Origin of the sequence: Shinella sp. (assembly GCF_035998705.1) — a bacterium.
Taxonomy (GTDB): Bacteria; Pseudomonadota; Alphaproteobacteria; order Rhizobiales; family Rhizobiaceae; genus Shinella.
This window is the reverse complement of the sequence record NZ_DASYHH010000009.1, coordinates 12,754-25,388: the sequence shown is the minus strand read 5'-3', so window position 1 is coordinate 25,388 and position 12,635 is coordinate 12,754. Positions and strand designations below refer to the sequence as shown.

Sequence of the window (12,635 nt, the reverse complement as noted above, 5' to 3'; positions counted from 1 at the left end):
GAACCTCCATGACATTTCCTTCCGGGCAGGCAACTGCCCGGAAGGTGTTTTTGGAACAAAGCAGAAACCCGACGACGACAGGCAAGCCGTGCAAGACGTGAGCGGAAAAACAACCCGCATCCGGGCGACCCGCCTGACGCTGCTGTGCCGCGGCGCGACCGCCTCCAACCAGCAGCAGCGGTTTTCCTCCGACGAGCCGATCCTCGCCAAGGAACGCGAACGCGCAACGCAGCTCGCGCGCACCCTTCCCGCATTCGAAGACGTGCTGCATGCCCCAGAGATCAGCGCGGCCGAAACGGCGGCCGCCTTCTCGTCGAAGCCGACAGTTTGTGATGCGCTCCGGGATGTCGACCATGGGCGCTGGACCGGGCTGGCGGTGGCCGATGTCGCGGCCGACGATCTCCAGCGCTGGATGGCGGACCCGTCTGCGGCGCCGCATGGCGGCGAAAGCTTCGAACAGGTGCGCGAACGCGCGGCCGCCTGGCTGGATGGGCTGCATGGGACCGGAGGGCGCCGGCTGGCCGTCACGCATGGTATCGTCCTGAAGATCGTTCTCGCGCATGTTCTCGGCGCACCGCTGACCTCGGTCTGGCGTGTCGACGTCGAGCCGCTCGGTTTGCTCTCGCTGACGAGCGATGGCCGGCGCTGGGCCGTGCGGCATTTCGGGTCGGCTGCGTAGCTGTCAGGGCACGATGTCATTGCAGCGTCGGGATGTGCGGGGTACATGCAAACCTCCCGTTACGGGAATCGACCTCCCGCGAATCCCGTGATGCAGAAGGAACAGTCGATGCCGACAGTACCGCGCGGTGGACCCATCGCCCTTGCCTACCGTGTCCTCGTCCTGCCGGGCGTCATCGCCTATCTCTTCGCCGTCAGCATCGTCGTGCTTGCCGGGGACCGGTTCTGGCTCGTCGACCTGCTCACCTTCGCCTGGCCCTATATCGTCGCCACCGGCGCGCTCTTGGTCGTGGCCGCTGTCGTGACGCGACGCCTGAAGGCGATCGTGATCGCGCTTGCCGGGCTTGCCATCGCCCTCATACCGGCCGCCGACGTGCCGACCGCCCGCGCCTCTTCTGCGACGAGCGGCCTGAAGGTGCTGACCGCCAATCTCTATGTGCACAACCGCGAGGACCCGGCCGTCTTCATCGAGCTGCTGCGCCGCGAAAAGCCCGACATCGTCGTGCTGGAGGAAACGACGGCGCGCTGGGAGCAGGCGCTCTCCGCCTCCGGCCTGTTCGCCTATGAAAGCGGTGTCGACACCCGCATCCGCGACAGCCTGAAGGTGTTTTCCACGCTGCCGATCCGGGCGGAGACCGAGCTGAAACGCGCCTTTACCGAGGAGCGCGCCTACAAGCAGCCACTCCGCCTCGAGCTCGACATGGGCGGCAAGCCGCTCTTCCTCTATGCCTTTCACCCGGAAACGCCGCGCCGGCTCTGGCAGTGGCGCGACCGCAACGACTATCTTTCGGCCGCCGCCGACGCCGTGAAGGGCGATCTCGAAAAGGCACCGGTCATCGTCGCCGGCGACTGGAACACGCCGACCTGGTCCCCCTTCTTCCGCAATTTTTTGAAACAGGCCGGCCTCGCTTCTACGGCTGGCGGCTGGTTGCAGCCGGTGACGCGTTTCAGCCTGAAACTCGACGCTCTTGCCTATATCGGCGCGTCGATCGACCATGTCGCCGTCTCGCCGGATATTTCCGTGCGCGCGCGCCGCGTCGGCCCGGCCTTCGGCTCGAACCACCTGCCCGTCATTGCCGAACTCACCCTGCCGGAGACCTGAAAGCCTCTCGTCTCGACGGGAAAATGCCCTATCTTGGAAGAAACCAACACGGGAGATGACGATGCCGACCGAGAAGGACAGCCCGAAGACCTCGCTTGAAGCGGAGCGCGCCCGGCAGAAGAACAAGGACGCCAAGGCCGAGCAGGACGACTATCTGGAAGAGGCGCTCGAAGAGACCTTTCCGGCAAGCGATCCGATCGCGCCCGGCGACGTGAAGGACCATGCGAAGTGAGGCAGCGATGAGCACCCGCTTCCTGTTCACCGGCCCGGAAGACGCCGCGACCACCCTGATTCTCGCGCATGGCAGCGGCGCGCCGATGGATTCGCCGGCGATGACCGCCGCGGCCACGGCGCTTGCGGCAGAGGGCTTGCGGGTCGCGCGCTTCGAGTTTTCCTACATGGCCGCCCGGCGCAACGAGGGCAGCCGCAGGCCGCCGCCGAAGGCCGAGACGCTGAACCCGGAATTTCTCGGCGCCATCGCGGAACTCGGGGCGAAGGGGCCGCTCGTTATCGGCGGCAAGTCGATGGGCGGGCGCGTCGCCAGCATGGTGGCGGACGATCTTTTCACCGAGAGCCGCATCGCCGGCCTTCTCTGCCTCGGCTATCCGTTCCATCCGCCGGAGAAACCCGCGCAGCTGCGGACCGCTCATCTGATGGGCCTGAAGACGCCGACCCTGATCTGCCAGGGCACCCGCGACCCCTTCGGCACGAAGGAGGAGGTGCCGGGTTACGGCCTGCCGGACACCATCCGCATGCTCTGGCTGGAAGACGGCGACCATGATCTCAAGCCGCGAAAGAGCATCTCCGGCTTCTCCGCCGCCGACCATCTCGCCACCATGGCGAAGACGGTCAAGGCCTGGACGGAGACACTTGGCTAGACCCTGTTCCATGCGGAACAGCGGGCAAAACGGTCCCATGGGATTGTTCGGTCACTGGATGGAACGAACCATCCCAACCGAACCAGAAGGGACCCCACCATGCGCAACTTCATTCTCGCCGCCGCCGTCGCCCTCACCGCCGTCGCTTCCTTCGCCGCCCCCTCGCAGGCCGGCTATTACAGCTACGACTACCAGCCCTATTGCGTCATCAAGAAGATCAAGAGCTACGACTATTACGGCAACCTGATCATCAAACGCGTCCGCGTCTGCCACTGAGCGCTGCCCCGATCTGGGGTCGATTGGAGCGCGGCTGCCGCCGGCAGACGGCCTCACGGACGTGATGAAGCCCGGATGCGATCCTCGCATCCGGGCTTCTCTCTCTTTTCCAGATTAATTGTTATCGACCTGCCCGGCCCAGCTCTGCGTGCTGGTCTCACCATTGAGGAACGGCAAGGCGGTGCTGACGAGCGCCGGGGCCGCGAAGGTCTCGTAGTGGGTCAGGCCCGGCAGGATGGCAAGGCGGTTCTTCGCCATGTTCTCCCGCATCCAGCCGGCATCCCGCAGCCCGCCGCCGAGTTTCTGGTAGAATTCGACGATGTGCTCCGGGCGGATCATGTCGCTGTCACCGAAGATCAGCATGACCGGCATGGAGAGTTTCGCCACCGCATCGGAGGCGTCATAGTCGCCGCGCATCGCCGCACCCATGGCGTCGAGCAGTTTCGGGAATTCCGAGACATCCGGCGCTACGGCGGCGTAGGATTTGTACATCGGCGTCTCCTTCATCATCTCCGCCATGGCGCCGGAGACAGCCGCCTGCTGCGGCAGCATTTCCGGGAAGAAGCCGTTCCGGGCGAAGGGCGCGGAGGCGATGACGAGGCGGCGCACCTTGTCCGGCGCCTGCGCCGCCATCTGCAAGGCGACGCCGCCGCCGAAGGAATAGCCGAGCACATCGACCTTGTCATAACCGAGCTTTGTCACCAGTTCGGCCATGTCCGCGCCGATCGCCGGGATATCGATCGGCCGATTGCCGAGCGGCGTGCGGCCGTGGCCCTGGAGATCGACGCCGATCACCTGGCGCTTGTCCTGCAACGTCTTGAGGTTGGCGCCGAACATCTCGATCTGTCCGAGGCCGCCATGCAGCAGCAGCAGCGGTTCGCCCTCGCCGCGGATCTCATAATAATAGTTGATGCCGTTCACCTCGAGATGGCCCGCCTTGTCCGGCATGCCGGCCTCGCCCTGCAACGGGTTTTCCTTGATCTCCTCGGCCTGCACGGCGGCCGCCGGTACGAAGGCGGCAAGGGCGGCGGTCACCAGGGTGATGATGGTCATTTTCGGCATGTCTCTCTCCTCGGGGTTCTGGCCGGCATGCCCGCCGGTTTCATGCCTCAAGGACGACGGCCCCATGCCCGCGCCGACAGAGCGGCGTGATTTTTTTTGCAAGGAGCCTGAGAAACGGAATCAAGCGGCTGCCGGATTGAATCCGGTTTGCCTGGCAATCAATTGAAAAGAATAGGCAATCAAGGCGCACTCGCCGCCGCCTGCGCGGAAGAGAAGATTAACCGGTGCGTGCGAACATTAGCGCAAAACCAGATACATCCGGGCAGGCCATGGCACACAGCTTTTCCTACACGCATTACGATCTCGACATGCAGCGCGGCGGCACGACGATCGAAATCACGCTTTCGACGGTCGCCAATGTGCGCCTGATGAGCCACGCCAATTTCGACCTGTTCAAGAATGCCCGCCAGCACAAGTTCTTGGGCGGCGTCGCCAAACAATCGCCGATCCGGCTGAAGATACCGGAGAGCGGCCATTGGCATGTGGTGATCGACATGGAAGGGCATACGGGCAAGGCGGAATCGTCGATCAAGATCGTGCCGCTGGCGCCGCAGAAGCCGGCGCCGCGCTTCAACGCGGCCTCCTAGCCTCTTTCCTTGCGCAGCTTCGCCCACCATTCCAGCCGCTTGCGCAATTCCCGCTCGAAACCGCGCTCCGCCGGATCATAGAAGGTCCGGCGACCCATCTTTTCCGGAAAATAGTCCTGGCCGGAAAAGGCGTCCGGCTCGTCGTGGTCGTAGCGATAGCCGTCGCCGTAGCCCTCGCCCTTCATCAGCTTGGTCGGCGCGTTGAGGATGTGTTTTGGCGGCAGCAGCGAGCCGTTTTCCTTCGCCGCGCGCATCGCCGACTTGTAGGCGGTGTAGACGGCGTTGGATTTCGGCGCGGTGGCGAGATAGAGGCAGGCCTGCGCCAGCGCCAGTTCCCCCTCCGGCGAGCCGAGGAAGTCATAGGCGTCCTTCGCCGCATTGCAGACGACGAGCGCCTGCGGATCGGCCAGACCGATATCCTCGACGGCCATGCGCACCATGCGGCGGCAGAGGAACAACGGGTCCTCGCCGGCATCCAGCATCCGCGTCAGGTAGTAGAGCGAGGCATCCGGATCCGAGCCGCGCACCGCCTTGTGCAGGGCGGAGATGAGATTGTAGTGGCCATCCTGCGACTTGTCGTAGACCGGCGCGCGGCGCTGCACGATGCGGAAGAGATCGTCCTGGCCGAAGGTTTCGTCGGCGCGCGCCGCCCGCCAGACTTCCTCCGCCAGCGTCAGCACCGCCCGCCCGTCGCCATCCGCCATGCGCAGCAGCGACATGCGCGCCTCCTCGTCGAGCGGCAATGGCTTGCCCTCGCTCGCCTCGGCGCGTTTCAGAAGCTCCTCCAGGCTGGCCTCGTCATGCGGCTTGAAGGTCAGCACGCGGGCACGGGAGAGAAGAGCGGCGTTGAGCTCGAAGGACGGGTTTTCCGTGGTGGCGCCGACGAGCACGATCGTGCCGTCCTCCATGACCGGCAGGAAACTGTCCTGCTGGGCGCGGTTGAAGCGATGGATCTCGTCGACGAAGAGCAGCGTCTGGCGCCCGCCCATGCGGCGCGCCCGGGCGGCGTCGAACAGCTTCTTGAGCTCGGCGACGCCGGAGAAGATCGCCGACGTCTGCTCGAAGGCGAGCCCGGTTTCGCCGGAGAGAAGGCGCGCCACCGTCGTCTTGCCGGTGCCGGGCGGCCCCCAGAAGATCATCGAGCCGAGCGAGCCCGCCTCGATCATGCGCGAGAGCACGCCGTCCGGGCCGGTCAGGTGTTCCTGGCCGGAGACTTCGCCGAGCGTGCGGGGGCGCAGGCGATCGGCAAGAGGCCGCTTCGCCGCCATGTCCTCCGGTTCACGCGGGGCGAAGAGATCGCTCATCGGAAGAACTGCCGGATGCGCTGCCCGTCACGCTCGATTTCGACGCGCCAGATGGACGGATCCTCGTTGACGAGCGAGGCGAGCGTTTCGGTGCTGGCGACCGCGGTGCCGTTCAATTCGATGATGATGTCGCGCGGCTGCAGGCCGATGCGCGCGGCCGGCGAGCCGCGGTTGATCTCCGTGACGACGACGCCGGCCGCCACCCGGTTGGACGGCATGCGCAGTTCCTCGGCTACACGCGGCGACAGGTTGGCGACGACGGCGCCGGAGAAGGGATTGCGGCCTTCGATCAGCCGTTCGTCGCGCGGCGTCGTTTCCGGCGCGCGGTCGAGCGAGAGTGTCAGTTCCTCTTCTTTTCCGTTGTTGACGACCGTGATGCGCGCCGTGCCGCCAATGCCGACGGTGGTGAGGCGATAGCCGAGCGCATCGGGATGTTCGACGGGCACGCCGTTGACGGCGGTGACGACCTGGCCAGCCTTCATGCCGGCCTTTTCCGCCGGGCTGCCGGGCTGCACCTGCGAGATCAGCGCGCCGCGTGCCCGCTCCAGGCCGAGCGCCTCGGCGACTTCCGAGGTGACCGCGTCGAAGGTCGCGCCGACGAACGGCCGGTCGAAGCTGGCGCTGCCGTTTTCGGCACTCGCCACGAAGGTTTTCACCAGATTGGCCGGGATGGCGAAACCGACGCCGTTCGAGCCGCCGCCGCGCGAAAAGATCGCGGTGTTGATGCCGATCAGCTCCCCGTTCATGTTGATCAGGCCGCCGCCGGAATTGCCGGGATTGATCGCGGCATCCGTCTGGATGAAGAAGCCGAAATCGCCGGAGCGGACCTGGTTGCGCGCCAGCGCCGAGACGATGCCGCTCGTCACCGTCTGGCCGACGCCGAACGGGTTGCCGATGGCGAGAACCAGGTCGCCGACCTGCACCGCATCGCTGTCACCGAGCGGTAGCGACGTGAAGTCGGCGTCCGCCTTGATCTTCAGCACGGCGAGGTCGATGCGCTCGTCCTTCAGCACCACCGTGCTTTCATATTCGCGGCCGTCCGCCAGCGCGATCTTGATGTCGCTGGCGCCTTCGATCACGTGATTGTTCGTCACCACGAAACCCTTGGTGCTGACGATGACGCCAGAGCCCAGCGACGACTGTTTCTCGCTGCGGTTCGGCATGCGCTGGCCGAAGAACTGCTCGAAGAAGGGATCGCCTTCGAAGATCGAGCGGCGCTCGACGACGCGTTCGGCATAGACATTCACGACGGCGTTCTCGACCTGCTTGACGAGCGGCGCGAAGGAGAGTTGCATCTCCGTGCGCGACTGCGGCACGGTGCGCTCCTGAGCGGTTGCGGGCGTGACCAACGCAAGCGCAACGACCAGCGGGGCGGCAAGCAGGATGCGTACTTTCAGCATTGGACGAGTCTCCTTCGTGTCTGCGCCACGATCAGATAGGATTTCGCAGGAAAAAAGGCAAACCGCGCGGCGCCGCACCGAATGATTGGCGGCATGCGCAACACACGAAAAAGTGGTCGCGAGAAATCTTTTGCGGCCGTTGAAACAACACGAGCCTTGTTTACGTAGGAACCAGGGAAAGCAACCAACAGATCGAGCCCCGCCATGTCCCTCTACCGCCCGCCACGCCTCGCCGCCTCGGAAATCACGCCGGAACACTGTTTCCTCAACCGCCGTACCTTTCTCGCCGCTGCGGCGGGTGGCGCGCTGGCGACCGGAGGCTCGTCCGCCTTCGCAGCGTCCCTGACGGCGTCCAAAAGCCAATATATGGTCGATGAGACGCTGACGCCCGAAAAAGATGTGACCAGCTACAACAATTTCTACGAATTCGGCACGGGCAAGGGCGACCCGGTGGCGAATGCGACGGGCTTCAAACCGACGCCCTGGACGGTGAAGGTCGACGGACTCGTCGGCAAGCCGAAGGAATTCGGGCTGGAAGAGCTGATGGCCCTGCCGCTCGAAGAGCGCGTCTACCGCATGCGCTGCGTCGAAGCCTGGTCCATGGTGATCCCCTGGATCGGGTTTCCGCTTGCCGCCCTCCTCGACAAGGTGGAGCCGCTGGGCGACGCGAAATACGTTGCCTTCGAGACGGTCGTCCGGCCGGAGGAAATGCCGGGACAGTCCGGTTACTTCCAGCCGCTGCCCTGGCCCTATGTCGAGGGTCTCCGGCTCGATGAGGCGCGCCACCCGCTGGCGATCCTCGCCGTCGGTGTCTATGGCAAGACGCTGCCCAACCAGAACGGCTCGCCGATCCGCCTCGTCGTGCCGTGGAAATATGGCTTCAAGGGTATCAAGTCGATCGTCCGGATCACGCTCACCGACAAGCAGCCGCCGTCCACCTGGAACCTCTCCGCCTCGAACGAATACGGCTTCTACGCCAACGTCAATCCGGAGGTGGACCATCCGCGCTGGAGCCAGGCGAGCGAGAACCGAATCGGCGAAGGCGGTTTCTTCGGCGCGAACCGCCGCCCGACGCTGCCCTTCAACGGCTATGGCGAGGAGGTTGCAAGCCTCTATTCCGGCATGGACCTTCGGGCGAATTTCTGATGGCTGGCCTGCCTGCCCTGCCCCGCAAATATCATGCGGCGTCGATCTGGCTGCTCTATGCCGCCGGCCTGCTGCCGGCGGCCTATGGCTTCTATCTCGGCGCGACGGGCCGCCTCCCCGGCAATCCGGTCAAGGAATTCGAGCACCTGCTCGGCCTGTGGGCGCTGCGTTTCCTCGTCTTAACGCTCGCCATCACGCCGATCCGCGATCTCGTCGGCATCAACTGGGTGCGCTACCGGCGCGCGCTCGGGCTGCTCGCCTTCTGGTACGTGCTGATGCACTTCCTGACCTATATGGTGCTCGACCAGTACCTGAACTTCGCGGCCATCATCACCGACATCGCCAAACGGCCGTTCATCACCATCGGCATGGCAGCCTTCGTAATGCTGATCCCGCTGGCGCTGACGTCGAACAACTGGTCGATCCGCAGGCTGGGGCCGCGCTGGGTGAAGCTGCACAAGCTGATCTATATCATCGCCGCTGCGGGCGCGCTGCACTTCGCCATGGCCGTAAAAGTCGTCGGGCCGGAGCAATGGCTCTATATCGTCCTCGTCGCGATGCTTCTCGCCTACCGACTGATACGGCCAATCCTGCGCGGCAAGAAACGGGCGAGACCGCAGGCGACCACCGTTCGCGGACAGGAACGCTCGGCCTAGCCGACACGCCTACCACCAATGGAATATTCCGGGCTACAGATGGATAGCTGGCGCCGGAGAGCCACCGGCTCCATCCTGCCGCGATGGAAACGCTCGAAAGCCAGCGCACGTTCTGGAATACCTGGAACGCCGACAACCGGGAAGACCGGATCAGCGAGGTCTCGCGGCGCCAGGCGGAAGTCGTCACCGGCTGGCTCGACCAGCAGCCGGGCCGCAATCTCGATATTCTCGAAGTCGGCTGCGGCACGGGCTGGTTCTGCCCGCAACTCACCCGGTATGGCCGCGTCACCGGCACGGACCTTTCGGACGACGTGCTGCGGCGCGCGCAGGCCCGTTGGCCGGGCGTCGGTTTTATCGCCGGCGACTTCGCCACCTTGCCGCTTGGCGAGGCCAGTTTCGATGTCATCGTCAGCCTGGAAGTGCTCTCCCATGTCGCCGACCAGGAGGCCTTCATCGCGCGGATCGCCCAGCTCCTGCGCCCGGGCGGCCTGCTGCTGCTCGCCACGCAAAACAGGGCGGTGCTCAGCACCTATTGCGAGATACCGCCGCCCGCCCCCGGACAATTGCGAAACTGGGTGGACCGGTGGCAGCTCGACGCCTTGCTGCGCCCGCATTTCAACGTCGAGAACCTCGTCTCGGTCACGCCCATCGCCCACAAGGGCTTTCGCCACATCCTCGCCGGCCGGCGGCTGAATGCCCTTCTGGGGCCCACCATAGGCCATGCCTGGCGCAGCATCATGGAACGGCGCGACTGGGGCTGGACGCTGATGGCGCGGGCGCGAAAGCCGACATAGCCGCAAAGAAAAAGCCGGGGACATGCCCCGGCCTTTTTATTCAATTCCGTAAACCGGTGATCAGGCTGCTTCGGCCTGCGCTTCGGCTTCCACGCGAGCGAGGTCCTTCGCGCCCTTTGCGGACGCGTCGCGGTCAACGAACTCGATGACGGCGAGCGGAGCATTGTCGCCACGACGGTAGCCGGCCTTCATGATGCGAAGGTAGCCGCCGTTGCGGGTGGCGTAACGGGTTGCGATGGCGTCGAACAGCTTGGCGACGACGGCAACGTCACGGATCTGCGAGATCGCCTGGCGGCGAGCGTGCAGGTCGCCGCGCTTGCCGAGCGTGACAAGCTTTTCGACGATCGGGCGAATTTCCTTCGCCTTCGGCAGCGTGGTGACGATCTGCTCATGTTCGATGAGCGAGGCAGCCATGTTGGCGAACATCGCCTTGCGGTGGCTGGCAGTACGGTTGAGTTTGCGGCCCGAATTCTGGTGGCGCATCTCGGTTCTCCTTCACATGCAGGCAGTTGCCTGCCGTTTGATGGTGGCGCATGTCAGGTACATGCGCAGTTTATAGATGCTAAGGCCAGCTTTACGCGCCCCTCGCGGGGCGCGTGCGGTCTTAGTATTGGTCTTCGTAGCGCTTGGCGAGATCTTCGATGTTCTCAGGCGGCCATGCGGGCACTTCCATGCCGAGATGCAGGCCCATGGAAGCGAGAACTTCCTTGATTTCGTTCAGCGACTTGCGACCAAAATTCGGGGTGCGAAGCATTTCGGCTTCGGTCTTCTGAATGAGATCGCCAATGTAGACGATGTTGTCGTTCTTCAGGCAGTTCGCCGAACGGACGGAAAGTTCCAGTTCGTCGACCTTCTTGAGGAGCGCCGGGTTGAAGGCGAGCTCGGTGACCGACTCTTCTTCGGCTTCCTTCTGCGGTTCGTCGAAGTTGACGAAGACCGAGAGCTGGTCCTGAAGAATGCGGGCCGCGAACGCGATCGCATCTTCGCCGGTGACGGAGCCGTCGGTCTCGATGGACATCGTCAGCTTGTCATAGTCGAGAACCTGGCCTTCACGGGTGTTTTCCACCTTGTAGGACACTTTCTTGACCGGCGAGTAGAGGCTATCGACCGGGATGAGGCCGATCGGCGCGTCTTCGGAACGGTTGCGGTCGGCCGGGACGTAGCCCTTGCCGTTGTTGACCGTGAACTCCATGCGGATTTCGGCGCCCTCGTCGAGGGTGCAGATCACATGGTTGGGGTTCAGGATCTCGATGTCGCCGACCGTCTGGATGTCACCAGCCGTCACGACGCCCGGACCCTGCTTGCGCACGACCATACGCTTGGAATCGTCGCCATCCATCTTGATGGCGATTTCCTTGATGTTCAGCACGATATCGGTCACGTCTTCGCGGACGCCCGGGATCGACGAGAACTCATGCAGTACGCCGTCGATCTGCACGGCGGTAACAGCCGCACCGCGCAGCGACGACAGGAGGACGCGACGCAGCGCGTTGCCGAGCGTCAGGCCGAAGCCACGCTCCAGCGGCTCGGCAACAAGGCTTGCCTTGGTGCGGCCGGAGGAGGAGAACTCCACCTTGTTCGGCTTGATCAGTTCCTGCCAGTTTTTCTGGATCATATGTTTTGCCTTCCGTTCGCCGCCACCATCCAATCGTGACGGCCGAGCCCTGAAGATCTGCGAAAGCCGAAAGCCGGCTTCCGCAGCAATTCGAATGCGATGATCAGACGCGACGCTTCTTGCGCGGGCGGCAACCGTTGTGCGGGATCGGGGTCACGTCGCGGATCGACGTGATCATGAAGCCGGCAGCCTGGAGGGCGCGCAGAGCCGATTCGCGGCCGGAACCCGGGCCGCAGACTTCGACTTCCAGCGACTTCATGCCGTGTTCCTGGGCCTTCTTGGCGCAGTCTTCAGCAGCGATCTGGGCAGCGAACGGGGTCGACTTGCGCGATCCCTTGAAGCCCTTTGCACCGGCCGACGACCAGGCAATGGCGTTGCCCTGTGCATCGGTGATGGTGATCATCGTGTTGTTGAACGAAGAATTGACGTGAGCAACACCCGAGGTGATGTTCTTGCGTTCGCGACGGCGGACGCGTGCGGCTTCCTTGGCCATGGGTAGTCCTTTCGTTGATCTCGACACCGCCGTAGTTCCAGCGGCTCCACCGGGCGGAGGCTTACCCCCTGCCCTGTATAAAATTTGCACGCCGGCCCGAAGGCGCTGCATGCGGCGATATCGTCACTGCCGTAGTGCCAGCAGCTCCACCGACCGGGACCCATGCACGATGCAAGGCCCCGCTCGAAACTCAAAAGAGGCCGGCGCAACGCGCCAGCCTCCCATTCCCCGTTTCCGGGAAATTACTTCTTCTTGCCTGCGATTGCCTTCGCCGGACCCTTGCGGGTGCGGGCGTTGGTGTGCGTGCGCTGACCGCGGACCGGAAGGCCACGACGGTGACGCAGACCACGGTAGCAACCGAGGTCCATGAGACGCTTGATGTTCATCGAGGTCTCGCGACGCAGGTCGCCTTCGACCTGGTAGTCGCGGTCGATGGCTTCGCGGATCTGCAGGATTTCTGCGTCCGTCAGCTGGTGAACGCGACGATCAGCCGGGATACCGACCTTCTCGATGATTTCCTGTGCAAACTTCGGGCCGATCCCGTGAATGTAACGCAGCGCGATGACAACGCGCTTCGCAGTCGGGATGTTGACGCCAGCGATACGTGCCACGCCTGTTCTCCTTGCTTCCAGTTGCCATCCGGC

Annotated in this window: 16 protein-coding genes; 9 read left to right on the top strand and 7 right to left on the bottom strand. The window is 64.2% G+C overall.

Features of this window, described 5'->3' with window-relative positions:
* Positions 1-97 precede the first annotated feature (97 nt).
* The 5 genes from VGN93_RS06820 (at position 98) to VGN93_RS06800 (ending at position 2,934) form a co-directional block, all read left to right on the top strand.
* Entirely contained in the window at positions 98-679 is a 582-nt protein-coding gene (locus VGN93_RS06820) for a histidine phosphatase family protein (RefSeq protein ID WP_327506864.1), read from the top strand.
* A 108-nt stretch (positions 680-787) separates the two neighbouring features.
* Positions 788-1,780, top strand: coding sequence for an endonuclease/exonuclease/phosphatase family protein (locus VGN93_RS06815; RefSeq protein ID WP_319319192.1), 993 nt, complete (start codon positions 788-790; stop codon positions 1,778-1,780).
* Between the two features lie 61 nt (positions 1,781-1,841).
* Positions 1,842-2,012: a hypothetical protein gene (locus VGN93_RS06810; RefSeq protein ID WP_319319195.1), complete on the top strand. Its 171-nt coding sequence runs from the start codon at positions 1,842-1,844 to the stop codon at positions 2,010-2,012.
* Between the two features lie 7 nt (positions 2,013-2,019).
* Entirely contained in the window at positions 2,020-2,658 is a 639-nt protein-coding gene (locus VGN93_RS06805; RefSeq protein ID WP_327506863.1) for an alpha/beta family hydrolase, read from the top strand.
* A 99-nt stretch (positions 2,659-2,757) separates the two neighbouring features.
* Positions 2,758-2,934: a hypothetical protein gene (locus VGN93_RS06800; RefSeq protein WP_256116135.1), complete on the top strand. Its 177-nt coding sequence runs from the start codon at positions 2,758-2,760 to the stop codon at positions 2,932-2,934.
* A gap of 114 nt (positions 2,935-3,048) precedes the next feature.
* Here VGN93_RS06800 and VGN93_RS06795 read toward each other — a convergent pair whose 3' ends face one another.
* A complete protein-coding gene (locus VGN93_RS06795) occupies positions 3,049-3,996 on the bottom strand; it encodes an alpha/beta fold hydrolase (RefSeq protein WP_327506862.1) in 948 nt (315 codons plus the stop codon).
* Between the two features lie 269 nt (positions 3,997-4,265).
* Between VGN93_RS06795 and VGN93_RS06790 the strand changes: the two genes are divergently transcribed.
* Positions 4,266-4,583, top strand: a complete 318-nt coding sequence (locus VGN93_RS06790) for a DUF1883 domain-containing protein (RefSeq protein WP_327506861.1) — start codon at positions 4,266-4,268, stop codon at positions 4,581-4,583.
* Here VGN93_RS06790 and VGN93_RS06785 read toward each other — a convergent pair.
* Both VGN93_RS06785 and VGN93_RS06780 read right to left on the bottom strand, forming a co-directional pair.
* Complete coding sequence (locus VGN93_RS06785; RefSeq protein ID WP_327506860.1) at positions 4,580-5,887, bottom strand: replication-associated recombination protein A; 1,308 nt, start codon at positions 5,885-5,887, stop codon at positions 4,580-4,582. The genes VGN93_RS06790 and VGN93_RS06785 overlap by 4 nt on opposite strands.
* Positions 5,884-7,287 carry a DegQ family serine endoprotease gene (locus tag VGN93_RS06780; protein WP_327506859.1) on the bottom strand — a complete coding sequence of 468 codons (1,404 nt, stop codon included), beginning with the start codon at positions 7,285-7,287 and terminating at the stop codon, positions 5,884-5,886. Before VGN93_RS06780 ends, VGN93_RS06785 begins: the two co-directional genes overlap by 4 nt.
* 204 nt (positions 7,288-7,491) lie before the next feature.
* Between VGN93_RS06780 and msrP the strand changes: the two genes are divergently transcribed.
* From msrP to VGN93_RS06765, 3 genes are all read left to right on the top strand, one after another.
* Positions 7,492-8,433, top strand: coding sequence for a protein-methionine-sulfoxide reductase catalytic subunit MsrP (gene msrP / locus VGN93_RS06775; RefSeq protein WP_327506858.1), 942 nt, complete (start codon positions 7,492-7,494; stop codon positions 8,431-8,433).
* A complete protein-coding gene (msrQ, locus tag VGN93_RS06770; protein ID WP_327506857.1) occupies positions 8,433-9,089 on the top strand; it encodes a protein-methionine-sulfoxide reductase heme-binding subunit MsrQ in 657 nt (218 codons plus the stop codon). The genes msrP and msrQ overlap by 1 nt, the downstream gene beginning before the upstream one ends.
* Positions 9,090-9,172: 83 nt before the next feature.
* The gene (locus VGN93_RS06765; protein ID WP_327506856.1) at positions 9,173-9,883 is read left to right on the top strand and encodes a class I SAM-dependent methyltransferase; all 711 of its coding nucleotides are present in this window, start codon (positions 9,173-9,175) and stop codon (positions 9,881-9,883) included.
* Between the two features lie 60 nt (positions 9,884-9,943).
* On the opposite strand, the gene rplQ is transcribed toward VGN93_RS06765, so the two are convergent.
* The 4 genes from rplQ to rpsM form a co-directional block, all read right to left on the bottom strand.
* Positions 9,944-10,366: a 50S ribosomal protein L17 gene (gene rplQ, locus VGN93_RS06760; RefSeq protein WP_319319226.1), complete on the bottom strand. Its 423-nt coding sequence runs from the start codon at positions 10,364-10,366 to the stop codon at positions 9,944-9,946.
* 121 nt (positions 10,367-10,487) lie between these two features.
* On the bottom strand, positions 10,488-11,498 hold the full coding sequence (locus tag VGN93_RS06755; protein ID WP_256116145.1) for a DNA-directed RNA polymerase subunit alpha: 1,011 nt from the start codon (positions 11,496-11,498) through the stop codon (positions 10,488-10,490).
* Between the two features lie 103 nt (positions 11,499-11,601).
* The gene (gene rpsK, locus VGN93_RS06750; RefSeq protein WP_023513823.1) at positions 11,602-11,991 is read right to left on the bottom strand and encodes a 30S ribosomal protein S11; all 390 of its coding nucleotides are present in this window, start codon (positions 11,989-11,991) and stop codon (positions 11,602-11,604) included.
* Positions 11,992-12,233: 242 nt separating this feature from the next.
* Positions 12,234-12,602: a 30S ribosomal protein S13 gene (rpsM, locus tag VGN93_RS06745; protein WP_064329867.1), complete on the bottom strand. Its 369-nt coding sequence runs from the start codon at positions 12,600-12,602 to the stop codon at positions 12,234-12,236.
* Positions 12,603-12,635: the final 33 nt, after the last annotated feature.

Excerpts from the sequence above, each read along its gene's own strand:
- VGN93_RS06815 (WP_319319192.1), top strand. The coding sequence starts at position 788 with ATGCCGACAGTACCGCGCGGTGGACCCATCGCCCTTGCCTACCGTGTC.
- VGN93_RS06810 (WP_319319195.1), top strand. The coding sequence starts at position 1,842 with ATGCCGACCGAGAAGGACAGCCCGAAGACCTCGCTTGAAGCGGAGCGC.
- VGN93_RS06805 (WP_327506863.1), top strand. The coding sequence starts at position 2,020 with ATGAGCACCCGCTTCCTGTTCACCGGCCCGGAAGACGCCGCGACCACC.
- VGN93_RS06800 (WP_256116135.1), top strand. The coding sequence starts at position 2,758 with ATGCGCAACTTCATTCTCGCCGCCGCCGTCGCCCTCACCGCCGTCGCT.
- VGN93_RS06795 (WP_327506862.1), bottom strand. The coding sequence starts at position 3,996 with ATGCCGAAAATGACCATCATCACCCTGGTGACCGCCGCCCTTGCCGCC.
- VGN93_RS06790 (WP_327506861.1), top strand. The coding sequence starts at position 4,266 with ATGGCACACAGCTTTTCCTACACGCATTACGATCTCGACATGCAGCGC.
- VGN93_RS06785 (WP_327506860.1), bottom strand. The coding sequence starts at position 5,887 with ATGAGCGATCTCTTCGCCCCGCGTGAACCGGAGGACATGGCGGCGAAG.
- VGN93_RS06780 (WP_327506859.1), bottom strand. The coding sequence starts at position 7,287 with ATGCTGAAAGTACGCATCCTGCTTGCCGCCCCGCTGGTCGTTGCGCTT.
- msrP (WP_327506858.1), top strand. The coding sequence starts at position 7,492 with ATGTCCCTCTACCGCCCGCCACGCCTCGCCGCCTCGGAAATCACGCCG.
- msrQ (WP_327506857.1), top strand. The coding sequence starts at position 8,433 with ATGGCTGGCCTGCCTGCCCTGCCCCGCAAATATCATGCGGCGTCGATC.
- VGN93_RS06765 (WP_327506856.1), top strand. The coding sequence starts at position 9,173 with ATGGAAACGCTCGAAAGCCAGCGCACGTTCTGGAATACCTGGAACGCC.
- rplQ (WP_319319226.1), bottom strand. The coding sequence starts at position 10,366 with ATGCGCCACCAGAATTCGGGCCGCAAACTCAACCGTACTGCCAGCCAC.
- VGN93_RS06755 (WP_256116145.1), bottom strand. The coding sequence starts at position 11,498 with ATGATCCAGAAAAACTGGCAGGAACTGATCAAGCCGAACAAGGTGGAG.
- rpsK (WP_023513823.1), bottom strand. The coding sequence starts at position 11,991 with ATGGCCAAGGAAGCCGCACGCGTCCGCCGTCGCGAACGCAAGAACATC.